The 17,837-nt window shown below is 73.6% G+C and carries 15 protein-coding genes and 1 tRNA gene; 4 read left to right on the top strand and 12 right to left on the bottom strand.

The features are described 5' to 3' along the window. Window positions 1-193: 193 nt before the first annotated feature. Window positions 194-1,672 (bottom strand): catalase, encoded by a 1,479-nt coding sequence (locus AB0O09_RS35800; RefSeq protein WP_363549265.1) that lies wholly within the window; start codon window positions 1,670-1,672, stop codon window positions 194-196. Window positions 1,673-1,777: 105 nt separating this feature from the next. Between AB0O09_RS35800 and AB0O09_RS35795 the strand changes: the two genes are divergently transcribed. Further along, window positions 1,778-2,194 (top strand): Fur family transcriptional regulator, encoded by a 417-nt coding sequence (locus tag AB0O09_RS35795; RefSeq protein ID WP_363549263.1) that lies wholly within the window; start codon window positions 1,778-1,780, stop codon window positions 2,192-2,194. Between the two features lie 23 nt (window positions 2,195-2,217). Here the strand turns inward: AB0O09_RS35795 and AB0O09_RS35790 are convergent, their stop codons facing one another. From AB0O09_RS35790 to AB0O09_RS35780, 3 genes are all read right to left on the bottom strand, one after another. Continuing rightward, on the bottom strand, window positions 2,218-4,143 hold the full coding sequence (locus AB0O09_RS35790) for a tetratricopeptide repeat protein (protein WP_363549261.1): 1,926 nt from the start codon (window positions 4,141-4,143) through the stop codon (window positions 2,218-2,220). 380 nt (window positions 4,144-4,523) lie between these two features. Next, window positions 4,524-4,597: transfer RNA gene (locus AB0O09_RS35785), tRNA-Met, on the bottom strand. Window positions 4,598-4,654: 57 nt separating this feature from the next. Beyond that, window positions 4,655-7,570, bottom strand: a complete 2,916-nt coding sequence (locus tag AB0O09_RS35780; protein WP_363549272.1) for a UPF0182 family protein — start codon at window positions 7,568-7,570, stop codon at window positions 4,655-4,657. Between the two features lie 177 nt (window positions 7,571-7,747). Between AB0O09_RS35780 and AB0O09_RS35775 the strand changes: the two genes are divergently transcribed. Further along, complete coding sequence (locus AB0O09_RS35775; RefSeq protein ID WP_363549259.1) at window positions 7,748-8,308, top strand: PPA1309 family protein; 561 nt, start codon at window positions 7,748-7,750, stop codon at window positions 8,306-8,308. Between the two features lie 51 nt (window positions 8,309-8,359). Here the strand turns inward: AB0O09_RS35775 and AB0O09_RS35770 are convergent, their stop codons facing one another. The 4 genes from AB0O09_RS35770 to AB0O09_RS35755 all read right to left on the bottom strand — a co-directional run bounded on the left by AB0O09_RS35770 (window position 8,360) and on the right by AB0O09_RS35755 (window position 11,560). Then, complete coding sequence (locus AB0O09_RS35770; RefSeq protein WP_363549256.1) at window positions 8,360-9,487, bottom strand: PDZ domain-containing protein; 1,128 nt, start codon at window positions 9,485-9,487, stop codon at window positions 8,360-8,362. 50 nt (window positions 9,488-9,537) lie between these two features. Then, the gene (locus AB0O09_RS35765; protein WP_030274884.1) at window positions 9,538-9,720 is read right to left on the bottom strand and encodes a hypothetical protein; all 183 of its coding nucleotides are present in this window, start codon (window positions 9,718-9,720) and stop codon (window positions 9,538-9,540) included. A gap of 238 nt (window positions 9,721-9,958) precedes the next feature. After that, entirely contained in the window at window positions 9,959-10,408 is a 450-nt protein-coding gene (locus AB0O09_RS35760) for a molybdenum cofactor biosynthesis protein MoaE (protein WP_344625566.1), read from the bottom strand. Between the two features lie 102 nt (window positions 10,409-10,510). Continuing rightward, entirely contained in the window at window positions 10,511-11,560 is a 1,050-nt protein-coding gene (locus AB0O09_RS35755; RefSeq protein ID WP_344625592.1) for an NAD-dependent epimerase/dehydratase family protein, read from the bottom strand. A 292-nt stretch (window positions 11,561-11,852) separates the two neighbouring features. On the opposite strand from AB0O09_RS35755, the gene AB0O09_RS35750 reads away from it, so the two are divergent. Both AB0O09_RS35750 and AB0O09_RS35745 read left to right on the top strand, forming a co-directional pair. After that, a complete protein-coding gene (locus tag AB0O09_RS35750) occupies window positions 11,853-13,352 on the top strand; it encodes a zinc-dependent metalloprotease (protein ID WP_363549253.1) in 1,500 nt (499 codons plus the stop codon). Next, entirely contained in the window at window positions 13,349-13,918 is a 570-nt protein-coding gene (locus tag AB0O09_RS35745) for an NUDIX hydrolase (protein ID WP_363549251.1), read from the top strand. The genes AB0O09_RS35750 and AB0O09_RS35745 overlap by 4 nt, the downstream gene beginning before the upstream one ends. Window positions 13,919-13,995: 77 nt before the next feature. Here AB0O09_RS35745 and AB0O09_RS35740 read toward each other — a convergent pair whose 3' ends face one another. From AB0O09_RS35740 to AB0O09_RS35725, 4 genes are all read right to left on the bottom strand, one after another. Continuing rightward, window positions 13,996-14,709: an AIM24 family protein gene (locus AB0O09_RS35740; RefSeq protein WP_344625569.1), complete on the bottom strand. Its 714-nt coding sequence runs from the start codon at window positions 14,707-14,709 to the stop codon at window positions 13,996-13,998. A 23-nt stretch (window positions 14,710-14,732) separates the two neighbouring features. Then, on the bottom strand, window positions 14,733-15,425 hold the full coding sequence (locus AB0O09_RS35735; protein ID WP_344625570.1) for an AIM24 family protein: 693 nt from the start codon (window positions 15,423-15,425) through the stop codon (window positions 14,733-14,735). Window positions 15,426-15,440: 15 nt separating this feature from the next. Then, window positions 15,441-16,907 carry a TerD family protein gene (locus tag AB0O09_RS35730; protein ID WP_363549247.1) on the bottom strand — a complete coding sequence of 489 codons (1,467 nt, stop codon included), beginning with the start codon at window positions 16,905-16,907 and terminating at the stop codon, window positions 15,441-15,443. A gap of 98 nt (window positions 16,908-17,005) precedes the next feature. Further along, window positions 17,006-17,623 carry a M48 family metallopeptidase gene (locus AB0O09_RS35725; protein ID WP_363549269.1) on the bottom strand — a complete coding sequence of 206 codons (618 nt, stop codon included), beginning with the start codon at window positions 17,621-17,623 and terminating at the stop codon, window positions 17,006-17,008. Window positions 17,624-17,837 lie beyond the last annotated feature (214 nt).

The raw sequence follows: 17,837 nt of genomic DNA, 5'->3' as shown, positions 1-17,837 counted from the left end.
TCGGCGTGCCGGCCGGAAGTCCTCGTACTGGACGTACTCGGACTTCCGTCCGGTGCGGCGAGAGTGCGTGCCGGGCGTCGCGACGGGGCGAAGGTCGCCTGACGCGGCACCAGGACGGCGGTGGTGCCCGCCCGGACGTGGTCGCGGGCCCCGGGTGCGCCGTTGCGCTCCCGGGGCCCGCGGTCTCAGGCCGTCACTTCTGCTTGCGCAGCTCGCGGACGGCGTCCTCCAGGCGGCGGCCGTAGTCGGCGTCGGCCTTGCGGAAGTTCTCGATCGCCCGCTCGACGATGTCGTCGCGGTCGGCCGAGACCTTGGCGATGAAGCCGGAGAGGTTCTCGATCAGGCGCTGCTTCGCGCCGTCGTCCATCAGCCGGTAGAGGTTGCCGGCCTGCACGAAGTCGTCGTCCTCGGCGTGCGAGGGGGCCTCGTGGTTGCCGGTGGTGCCGGTGACCGGGACGGCGGACCAGAGCGGGCGGCCGGTCTGGACGGGGCCGCCGAAGCTGTTGGGCTCGTAGTTCTTCTGCCGGCCGTGGCGGCCGTCGTAGAGGTGGCCGTCGCGGCCGTTGGTGCGGGCCTCGGTGGCGTGCGGGCGGTTCACCGGCAGGTGGTCGGCGTTGATGCCGACGCGGTAGCGGTGGGCGTCCGCGTAGGCGAACAGGCGGCCCTGCAGCATCTTGTCGGGGGACGGGCCGATGCCGGGCACGAAGTGCGCCGGGGAGAAGACCGACTGCTCGACCTCGGCGAAGACGTTGTCGGGGTTGCGGTTGAGCTCCAGCGTGCCGAACTCGACGAGCGGGTAGTCGGCGTGCGGCCAGACCTTGGTCAGGTCGAACGGGTTGAAGCGGTAGGTCGCGGCGTCGGCCGCGGGCATGATCTGCACGCTGACCGTCCAGGTCGGGAACTCGCCCCGCTCGATGGCCTCGCGCAGGTCGCGCTGGTGGCTGTCGGGGTCCTCGCCGGCGAGCTTGTTGGCCTCGGCCTGGGTGAGGTTCTTGATGCCCTGGTCGGTCTTGAAGTGGTACTTCACCCAGAAGTGCTCGCCGGCCTCGTTCTGCCACTGGTAGGTGTGCGAGCCGAAGCCGTCGAGGTGGCGGTAGCTGGCGGGGATGCCGCGGTCGCCGAAGAGCCAGGTCACCTGGTGGGTGGACTCGGGCGACAGGCCCCAGAAGTCCCAGACGTTGTCCGCCTCCTGGGAGCCGCTGTACGGGTCGCGCTTCTGGGTGTGGATGAAGTCGGGGAACTTGATGGCGTCCTTGATGAAGAACACCGGGGTGTTGTTGCCGACCAGGTCGTAGTTGCCCTGCTCGGTGTAGAACTTCAGCGCGAAGCCGCGCGGGTCGCGCACCGCGTCCGCCGCGCCGAGGTTGCCGGCCACCGTGGAGAACCGGAGGAAGGTCTCGGTCTGCTTGCCGACCTCGGAGAGGAATGCCGCCCGGGTCCAGGGCGTGACGTCGGCGGTCACGGTGAAGGTGCCGTAGGCGCCGGCCCCGCGGGCGTGCACCACGCGCTCCGGGATGCGCTCGCGGTTGAAGTGGGCGAGCTTCTCGAACAGCAGCTGGTCCTGGATGAGAGCCGGACCGCCGGGGCCGGCCGTCTCGGTGTTCTGGTCGTCGGCCACCGGAGCACCGGACTCCGTGGTGAGGGTGGGCCGCAGCTCGTCCTGGGTGGTCATGGGGAGGGTCCTTCGGTCGTCCGGTCGTATCGGAGCCGATCCTAACTTGGACTCAGTCCAAGTCAACACTGGAACCAATTCGAGAACGTGACTTACTCTGGGTCCATGAGCGACCTGCTGGAACGACTCCGAGGACGCGGCTGGCGACTGACCTCGCAGCGCCGCGCGGTCGCGGAGGTGCTCGAAGGCGACCACGTCCACCTCACGGCGGACGAGGTGCACGCCCGCGCCGTGGCGAGACTCCCGGAGATCTCCAGGGCCACCGTGTACAACGCGCTAGGCGAGCTGGTCTCGCTCGGCGAGATCCTGGAGGTCTCCACCGACGGCCGCGCCAAGCGGTACGACCCCAATGCGCACCGGGCCCACCAGCACCTGGTCTGTTCCGGCTGCGGCACCGTGCGCGACGTCCACCCGGAGGGCGACCCGATGGCCGCCCTCCCCTCCGCGGAACGCTTCGGCTTCACCCTGACCGGCGCCGAGATCACCTACCGCGGGCTCTGTCCGGACTGCTCGCCCGGCTGACCCCGCCGCGCGCCCCGCGCGTCCTACGCGCTCAGCTCCGCGCTCAGCGCGCCGAGCAGCCGCGCCGCCCGCTCCGCCACCTCGGCCGGGCCGGACTCCGCGGCCCGCCGGCACCAGTTCTCCGCCTGCACCGGCTCGCCGCGCCGCAGCGCCAGCAGCGCGAGGCGCAGCGCCGCCCGCCCGTGCCCCGCGTCGGCGGCCCGGGTGTACCAGAGCACGGCCTCGCTCTCGCCGTCGTGACGGGCCAGCAGCAGGCCGAGGTTGAACGCGGCACTGCGGCTGCCGGCCTCGGCGGCCCGCCGGTACCAGTGCTCGGCGGTCTGCAGTTCGCCGCGCTCGGCGGCGCGCACGCCCATCCGCACCTGCGCCCTGCGGTGGTCGGCCTCGGCCGCCACCGTGTACCAGTGCTCGACCTCCGCGTCGGCGTCGCCGCGGCGCTCCAGCACCGCGGCCAGCCGGAAGGCGCCCTCGGCGGAGCCGCCGGCCGCGGCCTGCCGGTAGCGCTCCAGCGCACCGGCGGCGTTGCCGCGCTGCTCGTGGACGACGGCGAGCTGCAGGGCGGCCTCGCCGTGCCCCTCGGCGGCCGCCCGGGCGTACCACTCGTGGGCCTGCGGGAGTTCGCCGCGGCCGGCGTGCAGCACGCCGAGGTTGAAGGCGCCGTCGACGCTGCCGGCCTCGGCGGCCTTGGAGAACCACGGCTCGGCGCCGGACTCGTCGCCGCGCTGCAGCAGCACCACGGCCAGCGCGTTGCAGGCCTCCCGGTGGCCGGCGTACGCGGCCTTGCGGTACCACTGCTCGGCCTGGGTCCCGCGGCCCGTTCCGGCGCAGAGCAGGCCGAGGTTGAAGGCGCCGTTGTGGTCGCCGGCGTCCAGCGCGGCGCGGTACCAGCGCTCCGCCTCGGCGGCCTCGCCGCGGCCGGCGTGCAGCGCGCCGAGGGCGTTGGCGGCGTTGCCGTCGCCGGCCTCGGCGGCCTCCTGCCACCACTCGGCGGCGGCCGCGAGGTCGCCCGCGTCACGCAGCAGGAAGCCGAGCGCGCAGGCCGCCCGGGGCTCGCCGTTCTGCGCGGACTGCCGGTACCAGCGGGCCGCCTCGTCGAGTTCGCGGCGCTCCTCCAGCAGCACGCCGAGCCGCAGCGCCGCGCGGGCGTGGCTGCGCGCGGCGGCGGTGCGGTACCAGGTCTCGGCTGTCTCCTTGTCGCCGGCCGCCTCGCGCATCCGGGCGAGCCGGTAGGCGGCCTCGCGGTGGCCGGCGTCGGCGGACACCTTGAACCAGCGCTCGGCGCGGACGTCGCGCCGGTGCTCCATCAGGTCGCCCAGGGCGTAGGCCCCGAGCGGGTGGCCGTGTTCGGCGGCGAAGTGCAGCCAGTACTCGGCGGCCTCCTCCTCGCCCTGGTCGCGGAGCTGGAGGCCGAGCGCGTGCGCGGCGGGCGCGGAGCCGGCGACGGCGGCCTGCCGCCACCACTGGGCGGCCTCGGCGCGGTGGCCGCGCTGGTGCAGCAGCACGCCGAGGTTGTTGGCGGCGGCCCGCAGCCCGGCCGCGGCGGCGGCGCGGAGGTACGGCTCGGCGTCCTCCAGGTCGCCGCGGCGCAGCAGCATCGCGCCGAGCTGGCTGGCGGCGCCGGGGTCTCCGGCGTCCGCGGCGGAGCGGTGCCGGCTCTCCAGGGCGGCCTGTTCGCGGGCGGCGAGGGCGGTCTCGAAGCTGGCGGCGTCCTCCGGTTCGGCGGCGGGCTCGTCGTCCGCGGCGGCCGGGTAGCGGCCGACGGCGTCGACGAGCTGCTGGGCGGAGATCCGGACGAGGCTCTCGGGGCCGTAGCTGCGCTGGGCCGGCAGGCCCTGCTGGGTGTCCTCGGCGGACTGCGCCCAGGCGTCGGTGTCGGCCTCGGCGTGCGTCTGCGCCGCGGCGGCCGGTACGGACCTCGCCCCCGTGTCGTTCCTACCGATCAGCTTCATGCCGGCTCCCGCTCCCCCAGAGTGCTGCGGCATCCGCCGGGGGCGCCGTGTCGGCGGCCGCCGCCCCCTGCCGGCCCGAAAGGGTGTCGGTCCGATAAGGAGTCAACAGCCGTTCGGCTTCCCCCATGTGGTCCATCGTCGCATCACCCGGAACCCGCGTACACCTGCCCCGGACCACGTCTGGACGGAGCGGGCCGAAGCTTGCGGGAGTGCTCCAGCGCTTTGTCGATTTCCCGACATCGGGCCGCACAAACCCCGGCAGCGACGACGGGGCCGGGGCGGCCGAATCGATACTACCGGAGCCGACCCCCTCTTGATCGGAAAACGACAGGGCCCGGAGGGCCAGATTGATCTGGCGGCCTCCGGGCCCTGATCTTCAGTAGCGGGGACAGGATTTGAACCTGCGACCTCTGGGTTATGAGCCCAGCGAGCTACCGAGCTGCTCCACCCCGCGTCGGTGAGAAAACCATAGCACGGACGCAGGGTGGACCAACAAATCGGTTCTCGCAGCTCAGGGGGTGGCGGAGGGCGACGCCGAGGCCGACGGCGACGCGGAGGGCGCCGGGCTCGCCGGGCCGCTGCCCGGCTGCGCCTTGGCGGCCCGGTCCAGCGCCTCCTGGAGCGCCTTCTGCGCCTGTCCGTACGACGCCCAGTCGCCGTTCTTCAGCGCGGTCTGACCGTCGGTGAAGGCCTTCTGGGCGTCCTGCAGCGCCTTCTGCAGGTCCGGGTTCGCGCCCGTGCCGGGTGTGGTGGGAGTGGGCGTGGTCGGTGTGGCGGGGGCGGTCGGTGCGGTCGTCGCGCTGCCGGACGCGCCGGGCAGCACGGCGGCGAGCGCCTTGGCCAGGTTGTCCTCCAGTGCCACCTTGTCGCCGTAGACCGCCAGCACCTTCTGCAGCACCGGCGCCTTGGCGCCGCGGCCCAGCAGGTAGACCGGCTCGATGTTGAGCAGGCCGCCGCCGACCGGCAGGGTCAGCAGGTTGCCGTACTCGATGTCGGAGTCGCTGCCGGTCTTCAGCAGGGTGAGCTGGTTGGCCACCGCCTTCTCGGAGTTGAACTTCGCCTGGGTCAGCTTGGGCCCGAGCGCGCCCGATCCGGCCGGGATCTTGAGCACGCGGATCTTGCCGTACTCCGGACCGGGGTCCGCACCGACGGCCATGAACGCCGCCAGGTTGTCGCGGCCGCCCGGCACGAAGCTGCTGGACAGCGAGAAGCTGGCCGACGGGGCGCCGGGCATCTTCAGCGTCAGGTAGTACGGCGGCTGGACCTCACCGGTGTTGGTGGTGGGGTCCAGCGGCACCTGCCAGATGTCCGTGCCGTTGAAGAACGCGTCGGCGTCGGTCATGTGGTACTGGCCGAGCAGGTCGCGCTGCACCTTGAAGAGGTCCTGCGGGTAGCGCAGGTGCGGCATCAGCGCGGCCGGGATCGCCGAGCGGGCCTTGACCGTGCCGGGGAAGGCCTTCATCCAGGTCTTCAGCACCGGGTCGTTCTCGTCCCACTGGTACAGCGTCACGTCGCCGGTGTACGCGTCGACCGTGGCCTTCACCGAGTTGCGGATGTAGTTGACCGTGTTGACGGCGGTCAGGGTGCGGCCGCGCTGGTCGGTCAGCGAGTCCTTGGTCGACTCGCCCAGGGCCGTCTTGGAGGAGAACGGGTAGCCGTCCGAGGTGGTGTAGCCGTCCAGCACCCAGACCAGCTTGCCGTCCTGCACCACCGGGTACGGGTCGGCGTCGATCGACAGCCAGGGCGCGACCTTCTCCACCCGCTCCTTGGGCGTGCGGTCGTAGATCACCCGGGCGCCGTCGGTGATCGCCCCCGAGTAGAGGATCTGCGGCTCGGAGAACTTCATCGCGTACGCGGCCCGGGTCAGCGGGTTGTCCAGCGAGACGCCGCTGCCGCCGTCGTAGGTGAAGGTCTGGTCGGCGCCGCTCTCGGAGGTGTAGTCGATCTCCTGGTTGCTGCCGCCGACGATGGAGTACGTCCGGGTCTTCTCGCCGTAGTACACCCGCTGGCGGTAGTCGCCGAAGGTGCCGTCGGTGGGCAGGCCGGACTGGGTGTAGACCGGGTTGCCGTTGCCGTCGACCTGGTTGCCCTTGGCGGCGACGACGCCGTAGCCGTGGGTGTACTTGAAGTGGTCGTTGATCCAGTTCCGCTGCTGGACACCGCTCAGGTCCAGCTCGCGGACACCGAGCACGGTGTCCTGGTTGCCGTACCGGTCGACGTCCAGCGTCCGCGGGAAGGCGTAGTACTTGCGCAGCGCCTCGTTCTGCTGGAACGTCGGCGCGACCACGTTCGGGTCGAGCAGGCGGATGTCCGCGATCGTCTGCGCGTCCGGCGCGGCGGCGCCCGCCTTGGCGGCGTCCTTCGGGTCGTACTGCCGGGTCTCGGTGTCCGCGATGCCGTAGGCCTTGCGGGTCGCGTCGATGTTCTTCTGGATGTACGGCGTCTCCTTGGCCTGCTCGTTCGGCTTGACCTGGAACTGCTGCACGATCGCCGGGTACACCCCGCCGATCAGCACCGCGGAGAGCGCCATCAGCCCGAAGCCGATCAGCGCCGGCGCCCAGGTGCGGCGGATCGGCGTCAGGAAGAAGAGCAGCGCGCAGATGACGGCGACGAAGAACAGGATGGTCTTGGCCGGCAGGAAGGCGTTGGCGTCCACGTAGCGCAGGCCCGTCCAGCCGTCCACGCCCTTGTACGCGCCGGACTTGACCGCCAGGCCGTACCGGTCCAGCCAGTAGGCGACGGCCTTCAGCAGCACGAACACGCCCAGCAGCACCGCGAGGTGGCCCTGCGCGCCGCGGCTGGCCCGGCGGCCCGGGCCCTGCAGGCGCAGGCCGCCGTACAGGTAGTGCACCAGCACGGAGGCCATCAGCGAGACGATCACCGCGCTGAACGCGAAGCCCAGCAGGAACTCGTACCAGGGCAGGTCGAAGGCGTAGAAGGCGACGTCCCGGTGGAACTGGGGGTCCTTCACCCCGAACGGCGTCCGGTTGGTCCACAGCAGCCAGGTGCGCCACTGCCCGGAGGCCGCGGCACCGGCGACCAGGCCGACCAGCAGCGCGATCGCGACCAGCAGCCACTTCTTGTACGGCGCCACGCCCGCCCGGTAGCGGTCCAGGCTCTGCTGCTCGACCGACATCGCGGCCATCGGCGGCCGCAGCCGGTGCGCCAGCCAGACGTTGGCTCCGACCACCACGGCCATCAGCAGGCCGAAGACGGCGAACAGCCCGGCCTTCGTCCGCAGCTGGGTGGTGAAGACCGTGGCGTAGTCGACCGATTTGAACCACAGCCAGTCCGTCCAGAAGCCGGACACCAGCGCGAACAGCAGGAACAGCACGGCGAGCACGCCCGCCGTCAGCAGCAGGACCCTGGTGCGCCGCGAGGGCGGGCCGACTCTGGCACGGAAGCCCGGCTCCGGGCGGTCCGGCATCTGGAAAACCAAGGTGGCACCTCTGCTGTGTCGTGAACGTGGTCGGATCGGTCCCCTGTGCAACTTAGACCGTCTTCACCTGAGTTCCCGCCGGGCCGCCCGCCGGCCCTCCCGAGACCCGACCGTTACCGGGTCCGGCGGGGCCTGGGGGCGCCGCGGACGTGTGAGGATTGGGGCATGTCCGATGCACCCCTCACGCCCGCCGACGGCCTGCCGCCGGCCGCGTCCCCGCTGACCCGCGCCGCCCTGGAGATCGACGAGTACGCGGCCACCCTCGGTTGGGACCTCCCCGCCCGGCTGTTCGCGCTGGTCGACACCGCCGCGCTGCGCAAGGCCGACCCGAAGCTGGCCCGCCAGCTCGGCCTGGCCGCCGACGAGGCCACCGGGCTGACCCCGGTCGAGCAGGACGAGCTGCCGGCCGGCGCCGAGCTGGACAAGTTCCTCGGCACCATCGCCTGGCCGGACCAGGTGGTCGGCTGCGCGCTGGTGGTCGAGCGGCTGATGCTGCCCCCCGGCGCCGAGCAGTCCCGTCCGAAGAACGCCACCGAGAAGGAGCTCGCCGACTGGGTGGCGAACCACCCGCAGCGGCAGGAGGTCCGGATCACCGCCGCGGTGCTGCGCGACGGCTCGCGGGAGATCGCCCTGCGGCTGCGCGAGAAGGACGTCGCCCGCGAGGTGCTGACCGGCCCCGACCTGGTGCCGGGGCTCACCGAGGCCCTGCTGGCCACCTTCTCCTGAGCCGGGCCGGCCGGGGCGCCCGCGGGGTGCCCCGGCCCGTTCCCGCGGCTCCTACTTCGGGCAGGACGGCAGCGCCGAGGTGTTGCCGGAGCGGATCTGGTCCAGCGCCTTCAGCGCACCGCCGAGGCTGTCCACCTTGACCAGGGTCAGGCCGTCCGGGGTGCCCTTGACCGCCTCGGAGCAGTTCTCGGCCGGCGTCATGAAGTACTCGGCGCCCTTGTCCCGGGCCGCGATCAGCTTCATCTGGATGCCGCCGATCGGGCCGACCTCGCCCTCGTCGCTGATGGTGCCGGTGCCGGCGACGAACTTGCCGCCGGTCAGGTCACCGGGCGTCAGCTTGTCCACGATGCCGAGCGAGAACATCAGGCCGGCGCTGGGGCCGCCGACGTCCTGCAGGCCGATGTCGATGGTGAACGGGTAGGTGTGGTCGTTGCCCGGCAGGATGCCGACGATGGCCCGGCCGTCGGAGGCCTTGCCGGTGGTGACGGCGACCTTCTTCTCGGCCGCCTTGTCGGTCGCCGCGCCGTTCGTCCCCGTCGCGCCGTTCGTCCCCGTCGCGCCGCCCGCGGCCGCGGTGTGCGGGACGACCGTGAACTCCACCGTCTCGCCCGGCTTGTGCTTGGTGACCAGCGCGGCCACCTGCTCCTTGGCGGTCACCGGGGTGCCGTCCACCGCGACGATCCGGTCGCCCGCGTGCAGCTTGCCCTCGGAGGGCCCGCCGGCCACCACCGAGGAGACCACGATCTGCGTGCCGACCGGGATGCCGAGCTGCTTGAGCGCCGCCGTCTTGGCGCTGTCCTCGGAGGAGGCGAACTGCTCGGCGTTCTCCTGCTGGGCCTCCTTGTCGGTCTGGCCCTTCGGGTAGACGTTGTCGTGCGGCACGACGAGGACGTCCTTGCGCAGCCAGCCGATCACAGCCGAGACCAGGCTCGGCTCGTACTTGGCGCCGGTGACCTGCACCGTCGTCATGTTGAGGTGCCCGCTCGTCGGGTACGTCTCGTGGCCGCTGATCGCGATCACCGGGACGGAGCCGCCCGACTTCTTCTCCTGCTCACCGAGCGTGTTGTAGGTCGGGCCCGGGCTCATCTCGGTGTACGGCACCCGCATCAGCACGGAGGCGCACAGCAGGCCTATGAGCATCAGGGTGGCGGCGAGCATCGTCGCGGAGCGGCGTGGCATGGATCGACAGTACGGGAAGGCGGCGGCGGGGCGCTGCCCGGCCCGGGGCCTCAGCGGCGGGGGCCGTCGCCGGAACCGACGGTGGAGCGCTCCATGGCGGCGCGGAACCGCTCGTGCTCGGCGAGCGAGGCCGGATCACCGGTGGCGCGGGGGGTGCGGGCCGCCCAGCCCGCCCAGACCATGGCGGCCAGTGCGGCAGCGACGGGGATGATCAACCAGGCGAGCGCAGCCATGTCCGTACTCCCAGCTCGTCGTGTCTATCAGCAGATTAACCGTCCGCGCAGACAACGGCGTCGGGGGGCACCGGGTTACGGCCGCGGGGCGTCCGCGGCAGGGTCGTGGCACACCCGTGACGGGGCCGCCGCGGGGCCGGGACAGCGGGCCGGGAGGGCGCCGCGGGGCCGCCGCGCACCGGGGCGGGTGCCTTCGGGCGGCCCCGGCGGGCAGTGGGGCGAACGGGGGACGGCGGGGTCAGCAGGTGCCCGCGCCGACCCACTCCTCCTCGCCGTCGCTGAAGACCTGGTGCTTCCAGATCGGCACCTGGTGCTTGAGGTCGTCGATCAGGCGGCGGGCCGCCTCGAAGGCCTCGCCGCGGTGCGCGCAGGAGACGGCGACGATGACGGCCTTGTCGGTGATCTCCAGCCGGCCGACCCGGTGCACCGCGGCCAGCGCCTTCACCGGGAAGTCCGCGACGATCTTCTCGGCGATCCGGCGCATCTCGTGCTCGGCCGTCGGGTGGGCGCTGTACTCCAGCGCGGAGACGGACTTGCCGCCGTCGTGGTCGCGGACCGTCCCCACGAAGACCGTGGTGCCGCCGGCCGCGTCGTCGCCGACCGCCTCGTACACCTCGTCCAGCGACAGCGGGGTGTCGCGGATGGCGAGCAGGCGGATCGGGTCGTGGTTCTCGGACATGGTCACCATGATTCCCCATGAGGGATGCCGCCCGGCAAGGGCTTCCGCATCACGATTGGAGCATTCCGCAGAGCGGAACGCCGGAGCAGGGTCGGGCAGGGCGGCGACGGCTCAGAACCGCCGCCGCTTGCGGGCCCGGCGGACCAGGGCGGCGGTGCCGACCAGCGCGACGGTGGCGCCGGCCGCGCCCAGGCTGGTCGCCGCCTCCTTGCCGCCGAGCCGGCGGCCGGCCACCGCGTGCTTGCCGGAGACCTGGGCGAGCAGCTCGGCGAGCACCTCCTCGTTGCTGTGCTCGGGGCGCCAGCCCGCCTCGTGCAGCCGGCTGCCGGAGACCACCCACGGGTACATGGTGTAGGCGAGGTCGCCGGCCGGGGCCGGGGTCAGGCCGAGCCGGTGCAGCCGGGCCGCGGTGCCGAGGGCGAGCGAGGCCGGCAGCTCCATGCGACGGATGCCGGAGAGCTCCTCGACGTCCTCCTGCTCCAGCCAGCCGTCGGAGCCGACGGTGACCTCGCCCTCGACCAGGCCGAGCGCCGCGTACTCCAGCGCCGAGGCGAGGTCGTCGACGTGGCAGAACTGCCAGCACGGCCGCGAGCCGGCCACCACCAGCAGCCGCGGCGCCTCGAAGTGCCGGGTCAGCACGGTGTCGATGCCCGGGCCGACCACCACCGCCGGGCGGAGCACGGTGATCTGCAGGCCCGGGTGGGCGCGCGGGGCGCGCCGGGCGAGCCGTTCGATCTCCAGCAGGTCGCCGACCAGCGTGGCCTCCTCGGTGGCCCGCAGCTCGGAGTCCTCGGCGAGCGGCACCTCGTTGTCCGGCAGCGCGCCGTAGACCATCGCCGAGGTGCAGAGCACCACCCGGGAGACGCCGGCCGCCGCGGCGGCGGTCACCACGGTCTGCGCGCCCCGCACGTTGTACGCGCTCCGGGCCCGCGGGTCGGTCTCCATGCCGAGGTCCATGGCCAGGTGGACGACCACGTCGACGCCGGCCAGCCGCTCCGCCACCGCCGGGTCGCGGACGTCCAGGATCCGCCACTGCACACCGGGCACCTCGCCGCGGCGGTCGTCGATCGCGAGCACCCGGCGGACCCCCGGGGAGTCGACCAGCCGGGCCGCGACCCGCTCGCCGAGCACGCCGGCCGCCCCGGTGACGGCCACGGTCAGCGGCCTGCCGCCGTAGGCTGGAGACGGCGAAGCCGCGGTGGCCGCGCTGTCGTCCTCACCTCCGGTCAGCCCAGAGCGAACGTCCGAAGGCGGGGAACTCACCGGCCATCCTCCACGGTTAGCTTATGTGCGTACGTACGAGTGTCACGTACCGTCCATCCTGCCCGAGGCAAGGGCCCGGCGGGCGCACCCGGCGCCATCGGGCCGCGAGACCATGGACACGTCCCGCCTCCGCGGGCACACGAATTCCCCGCCACAACCCGCGTGACGGCCGAGCAGATCTGAGGACCCCGTGAGCGACCTCCCCTTCGGATTCTCCGTCCCGCCCGAGGAGCCCGAGGACGGCAAGGGCAAGCAGGACGACCAGGGCGACGCCGCCGCCGAGGGCGGGGGCGGCCAGGACGAGACCCCGCAGCAGCCCTTCGGCTTCGGCGCGGGCAACCCGCTCGGCGCGCTGTTCGGCATGGGCGGCGCCGGCGGCGACAACCCCTTCGGCGCGATGATGGGCAACCTCAACCCCAACGACCTCGGCGCGGCGTTCCAGCAGCTCGGCCAGATGCTGTCCTTCGACGGCGGCCCGGTGAACTGGGAGCTGGCGCAGAACATCGCCCGGCAGACGGTCGTCGCCGAGCCCGCCGAGGGCCGCAGCAAGGACCGCTCGGTCGGTGCGGCCGAGCGCACCGCGGTCGTCGAGGCCGTCCGCCTCGCCGAGCTGTGGCTGGACGCGGCCACCGAGTTCCCGTCCGGCTCGACCACCGCCGTGGCGTGGAGCCGCGCCGAGTGGATCGAGGCGACCCTGCCGGTCTGGAAGGACCTGGTCGACCCGGTCGCCGAGCGGGTCGGCAACGCCATGGGCGGCGTGCTGCCGCCGGAGATGCAGGCCATGGCCGGCCCGCTGATGGGCGTGATGCGCTCGATGGGCGGCGCCATGTTCGGCACCCAGATCGGGCAGGCGCTCGGCGCGCTCGCCGCCGAGGTGGTCGGCTCGACCGACGTCGGCCTGCCGCTCGCCCCGTCCGGCAAGGCCGCGCTGCTGCCGCAGAACATCGCCGAGTTCGGCGAGGGCCTGAGCGTGCCCGCCGACGAGGTGCGGCTCTACCTCGCCCTGCGCGAGGCCGCCCACCAGCGCCTCTTCGCCCACGTGCCGTGGCTGCGGGCGCACCTGTTCGGCGCGGTCGAGGCGTACGCGCGCGGCATCAAGGTCGACACCTCGCGGATGGAGGAGCTGGTCGGCCAGCTCGACCCGACCAACCCGGAGGCCCTCCAGGAGGCGCTGGCCGGCGGTCTGCTGCAGCCCGAGGACACCCCCGAGCAGAAGGCCGCCCTGGCCCGGCTGGAGACGGCGCTCGCGCTGGTCGAGGGCTGGGTGGACGCGGTCGTGCACGCCGCGGCCCAGCCGCACCTGCCGCAGGCCGCGGCGCTCCGCGAGACGCTGCGCCGGCGCCGCGCCACCGGCGGCCCGGCCGAGCAGACCTTCGCCACCCTGGTCGGGCTGGAGCTGCGCCCGCGCCGGCTGCGGGACGCTTCCCGGCTGTGGGCCTCGCTCGCCGACGCCCGCGGCATCGAGGGCCGCGACGCCCTCTGGGAGCACCCGGACATGCTGCCGACCGCCGCAGACCTGGACGATCCGGACGGCTTCGTGCACCGCGCCGAGGAGGGCGGCATCGACTTCGACGCCCTCGACAAACTGCTCGGCGACGCCGCCCGCGGCGAGGACAAGCCCGGCACCGGTGACACCGAGCGCGCCGAGGGCACCGAGGGCACCGACGAGGAGAAGGACAACGGCAAGTGAGCGACGCCCTGCACCAGGACGCCGTCCGCACCCTCCAGGACTGGAAGTCCGCCGACCCCGGCCAGGACCAGCTGCGGCTCGACTACCTCGACCACCTGGCCGGCCACCCCGACGGGCTGATGCGGGCCTGCCTGCCCGCCCACATCACCGCCAGCGCGGTGGTGGTGGACCCGGCCGCCGGCCGGGTGCTGCTGACGCTCCACCCGAAGGTCGGCCGCTGGCTGCAGATGGGCGGCCACTGCGAGCCCGGGGACGACACGCTCGCTGGCGCCGCGTTGCGCGAGGCCACCGAGGAGTCCGGCATCGCCGGCCTGTCCCTGCTCACCGGCGTCGACGGCCGGCCGGTGCCGGTGAAGCTCGACCGCCACCAGGTGCGCTGCGCCGGCAAGGACCGCCCGGAGAACACCCACCTCGACGTGCAGTACGTGGCCGTCGCCCCGCCCGGGGCGCAGGAGCTGATCAGCGAGGAGTCGCTGGACCTGCGCTGGTTCGGCTTCGACGGGCTGCCCGAGCTCACCGACGGCTCGGTGCGCACCCTGGTCGGGATCGCCCGCGCCCTGGTCTGACCCGCTCCGCACACGAAGGCCCGCCCCCGCGCCCGACGGCGCACCGGGGGCGTGCCTTCGTCCCTGCCGCCGCGACGTCAGCCGCGCGGCACCCGCTGCGGCGGCAGCAGCTCGCTGGGCTGCACGATCACGAAGCCGCTGCCGGTGAAGGCCAGCTCCCAGCCCTCCGTCGCGGTGCCGCGCCGGCGCCAGGCCTCGGTGTTGGTGCTCTGCGCCTGCAGCTGCACCTCCAGGCCGGAGGACCAGCCGACCACCGCGTCGGCGTCGCCGTAGACGTAGCGGCCGGGCTCGACCGGCATCACCAGCGGTCGGCCGGAGGTCATCAGCACCAGGCCGCCGGTGCCCGAGACCTCCAGGCACCGGCTGCCGACGCCGGCGATCCGGTCGCCGTTCTCGATCGCGACGGTGTGCCAGTCCAGCGTGGTGTCGAGCGCCAGCACGTAGCTGTTGGTGACGACCAGGCGCTCCTGGCTCAGCTGCAGGACGTGCAGGTGCTGGGCCAGGTTGGCGAGGTAGACGGTGCCGGTGCCGGTGCAGCGCATCAGGTCGAGCGCGCCGGCGTCGCGCTGCCGGTTGCCCGCGTTGCCGCCGCCGCTGCGGTTGCCGCGGCGGTTGCCGGACGGCGGCGTCCAGCCGGTGAAATCCACCTTGCCGACGTGGGCGACCATCGCGCCGGTGCGGGCGAGCACCTCGGACCGGCCGTCCAGGGTGACCCGCAGCAACTGCGGGTTCTGCAGCGCGAAGCGGTCGGTGCCGGTGCCTGCGGTGTGCGCCAGGAGGGGGCTCTGCACGAAGGGCTCCTCGAACTCGGTTCTCAGCCGCGGATCTTGAGACGGTCGCCGGTGTCCTCGCTGGGCTGCACCACGACGAAGCCGTGGCCCCGGAAGCCGAGCTGCATCGCCTCGCCGCTGCCGCGGCCGATCAGCGATCCGACCTTGACCGTCCGGCGGGTGCGCACCTCCAGGCCGGTCGTCCAGGCGACCAGCGCGTCCGGGTCGACGAAGGTCTCGGTCTCCGAGCAGTCCAGCACCACGGGCACCCCTCGGGAGGTGACGGAGACCCAGCCGCTGCCCGTCACGGTGACGTTGTAGAGGCCGGTGCCGGCCAGCAGGGCCGGGCCGCGGACCTTCTCCACGGCGCAGCCCAGGGTGGCGTCCATGGCGAGCAGGTGCGCGCCGTTCACCGACAGGGACTCCTCGGCGAGCTGCACGTTGAGCACGTCGGCGCCGAGGTCGGCGAGGTAGAGCGTGCCGTCCCCCGTCCAGCGCAGCAGCGGGCTGCGCTCGCCGGACGCCCACTCGCCGAGCGCCCGGCGCAGCGACTGCGGCACCGGCTCGTACTGCAGGAAGCCGTCGTAGGCCACCATCGCTCCGGCCTTGGCGTAGACGTCGGCGGCGGACGTCAGCGCCACCCGGCACATCGCGGTGCCGTGGTTGCTCATCCGCGCCCCGGTGTCGGCGGCCCGGTACGCGTCGAGCCCGCCCCCGGAGAGGAACTGTGCCTGCATGACTCCTCCTGGACCTCAGACCTCGAACGGCTGGACGACGACGAAGTTCCCCGGGGCGCCGCGGAACTGCAGGCTGTACGACTCCGCCGCGTGCCCGGCGTAGGCGGAGCGGCGGATCCGCACCGGCGCGGTGGTGATCACCTGCGAACCGCGGGACCAGGCGACCAGCGCCTGCACGTCGACGTACGTCTCCGGGGTCGGGGTGACCGGCAGCACCACCGGGGTGCCGTTGGTCTTCACCACCACCGTCCCGTGGCCGCTGAACTGCAGGGTGAAGAAGCCGCCGTTCGGCAGGCCCTCGCCCTCGATCCGGCGCACCTCGTGCTCCAGGCCGGCCTCGAAGGCCAGCACCCGGTCCGAGCCGACGCAGAAGGAGTCGCCCTCCAGGCGCACCACGTGCAGGTCGCAGGCCTCGTCGGCGAGGAAGACCTGCCCCTCGCCGGTGATCCGCATCAGCTTCAGCTGCTGGCCCGTCAGGTTGCCGACCAGGGTGCGCAGCATGCCGGAGCCCTCGTGCGCGAAGTCGGCCTTGCCCTGGTAGGCGACCATGCTGCCCTGCAGGGCCAGCACGTCCCTGCCCTTGGTCAGGCTGACCCGGACGAGCTTGTCGTTCTGCTTCACCCAGTCCTGGCCGGCCGCGGCGTCGCTGTACTTGGTCAGCTCCGCGTACTTGGTCAGCGAGATCCGCAGCCCGGCGGGCTGCGGCGCTGCCGGCGGCACCGCCGCGGGCGGCACGGGCACGGCGAGCAGGGTCGCGTCCGGGTACGCCGCCGGCGGGGCGGCGGGCGCCGCGGGAACGGGGACGGGCACGGCGAGCAGCGTCGCGTCGGGGGACTGCGGCGCGGGGACGGCGGCCGGCGGGGGCGGGGCCTGCTGCGGCACCGAGGCGGCCGGGGCTGCCGGGGCTGCCGGGGCCGCCGTGCTCGCGGGGGCGGCCCCGGCCGGTTCGTCCTCCAGGGCCTCGCCGCCGAAGTTCTCCAGCAGGGCGCGCAGCCCGCCGTCGAAGCCCTGCCCGACCGCGGCGAACCGCCACTCGCCGCCCCGGCGGTAGACGTCGGCCAGCATCACGGCCCGCTCGGTGGAGAACTCGGCGCCGGTGAAGCTGTACCGGCCGACCTCGGTGCCGCCGGCCACGATCCGCACGTAGCCGGAGGCCACCTGCGACATCTGCCCGTCGCCGTCGATGGTGGCGGTGAGCGCCAGCTTGTGGACGGCCTCCGGCACGGCGGGCAGCGCCACCGCGAAGGACTCCGAGTCGCCGCCCTGCGCGCCCAGCAGCCGGATCGACTGCTCGGGGCTGGCCGGCTGGTTGAAGAAGACGAAGTAGCGGTCGTCGCTGAGCCGTTCCTCGGCGTCCAGGCCGAAGCAGCTGATGTCGAAGGTCAGCCCCGGCGCCGCGATGTGCACCCCGAGGTAGAGCTCGGTGCTCGCGGTCAGCTCGCTGATCCGGACACGGGACGCCTTGACGAGTTCCCTGGACATGGCGCGGACCGGCCCCCTCCCGTACGGCTGCTGATCCCGGAGACCCTATCCCAGCGGCCCGCCCCGGCAGCAGCCCCGACCACAGCGGTTTCTCGTTGTCAGTCGCAGCCCTCGGGGTCCGCGGTTCCGTCCGCGGTCCGCTCCGCCGCCGTCGGCCCTCCGGCGGCGGCGTCCCCGGCGGTGCCCCCGCGGGCGCCCGGCAGGTGCGGCAGCCGGCCGGCGGCGGCCACCCCCTCCAGGTAGCCGCGGGCCCGCTCGGTGCGCGGGTAGGCCTCCAGCAGCGCCCAGAAGCGCGGGCCGTGGTCCGCCACCAGCAGGTGCGCCAGCTCGTGCAGCAGCACGTAGTCGACCACGTAGCCGGGCATGCCCTGCAGCCGGTGGGAGAGCCGGATCGAGCCCTCGGCCGGGGTGCAGGAGCCCCAGCGGGAGTTCTGGTTGGTGACCCAGCGGACCCGGCGCGGCACCGCCCGGCCGCCCAGGTACTCCGCCGAGAGGTCCCGGGCGCGGGCCTCCAGCGCGTCGTCGCCGAGGGTGCGGCGGCTCTCCTGGCGGGCGAGCCGCTCGACCATCTGCGAGACCCAGCGCTGCTCCTCGGCCTTGGACATCCGGGCCGGGATCAGCACGACCGTGCGGTCGCCCTCGCGGTACGCGGAGACGGTGCGGCTGCGGCGGGTGCTGCGGCGGACCTCGATCGTCGACCGGTCGACCGCCGGCAGGGCACCGGAGAGCGCCGTGGACGGCTCGGCGGCCGGCTCGGCGGACGGTCCGGGGGCCGTCCCCTGCTGCTCGGGGGGCTCCGCCTGCCGGGTGCGCCCGTGCGCACCCGCGGCCGCGGCGCCGGACCCGGAGGCGGCCCGGGTACGCCGGCGCGGCGAGGGGGATCGGGTGTCCGGTTCGGCCGCCATGACACCCGACGTTACCCGCAGGGTC

The organism is Kitasatospora sp. NPDC093679 (genome assembly GCF_040683455.1).
GTDB lineage: Bacteria > Actinomycetota > Actinomycetes > Streptomycetales > Streptomycetaceae > Kitasatospora > Kitasatospora arboriphila.
This window is presented reverse-complemented; position numbering and strand designations above follow the sequence as displayed.

Bases quoted from the DNA above. Each gene is read 5' to 3' on its own strand.
- AB0O09_RS35735 (WP_344625570.1), bottom strand. From the start codon at position 15,425: ATGCAGGCACAGTTCCTCTCCGGGGGCGGGCTCGACGCGTACCGGGCC.
- AB0O09_RS35775 (WP_363549259.1), top strand. From the start codon at position 7,748: ATGTCCGATGCACCCCTCACGCCCGCCGACGGCCTGCCGCCGGCCGCG.
- AB0O09_RS35780 (WP_363549272.1), bottom strand. From the start codon at position 7,570: ATGCCGGACCGCCCGGAGCCGGGCTTCCGTGCCAGAGTCGGCCCGCCC.
- AB0O09_RS35760 (WP_344625566.1), bottom strand. From the start codon at position 10,408: ATGGTGACCATGTCCGAGAACCACGACCCGATCCGCCTGCTCGCCATC.
- AB0O09_RS35800 (WP_363549265.1), bottom strand. From the start codon at position 1,672: ATGACCACCCAGGACGAGCTGCGGCCCACCCTCACCACGGAGTCCGGT.
- AB0O09_RS35730 (WP_363549247.1), bottom strand. From the start codon at position 16,907: ATGTCCAGGGAACTCGTCAAGGCGTCCCGTGTCCGGATCAGCGAGCTG.
- AB0O09_RS35795 (WP_363549263.1), top strand. From the start codon at position 1,778: ATGAGCGACCTGCTGGAACGACTCCGAGGACGCGGCTGGCGACTGACC.
- AB0O09_RS35770 (WP_363549256.1), bottom strand. From the start codon at position 9,487: ATGCCACGCCGCTCCGCGACGATGCTCGCCGCCACCCTGATGCTCATA.
- AB0O09_RS35765 (WP_030274884.1), bottom strand. From the start codon at position 9,720: ATGGCTGCGCTCGCCTGGTTGATCATCCCCGTCGCTGCCGCACTGGCC.
- AB0O09_RS35790 (WP_363549261.1), bottom strand. From the start codon at position 4,143: ATGAAGCTGATCGGTAGGAACGACACGGGGGCGAGGTCCGTACCGGCC.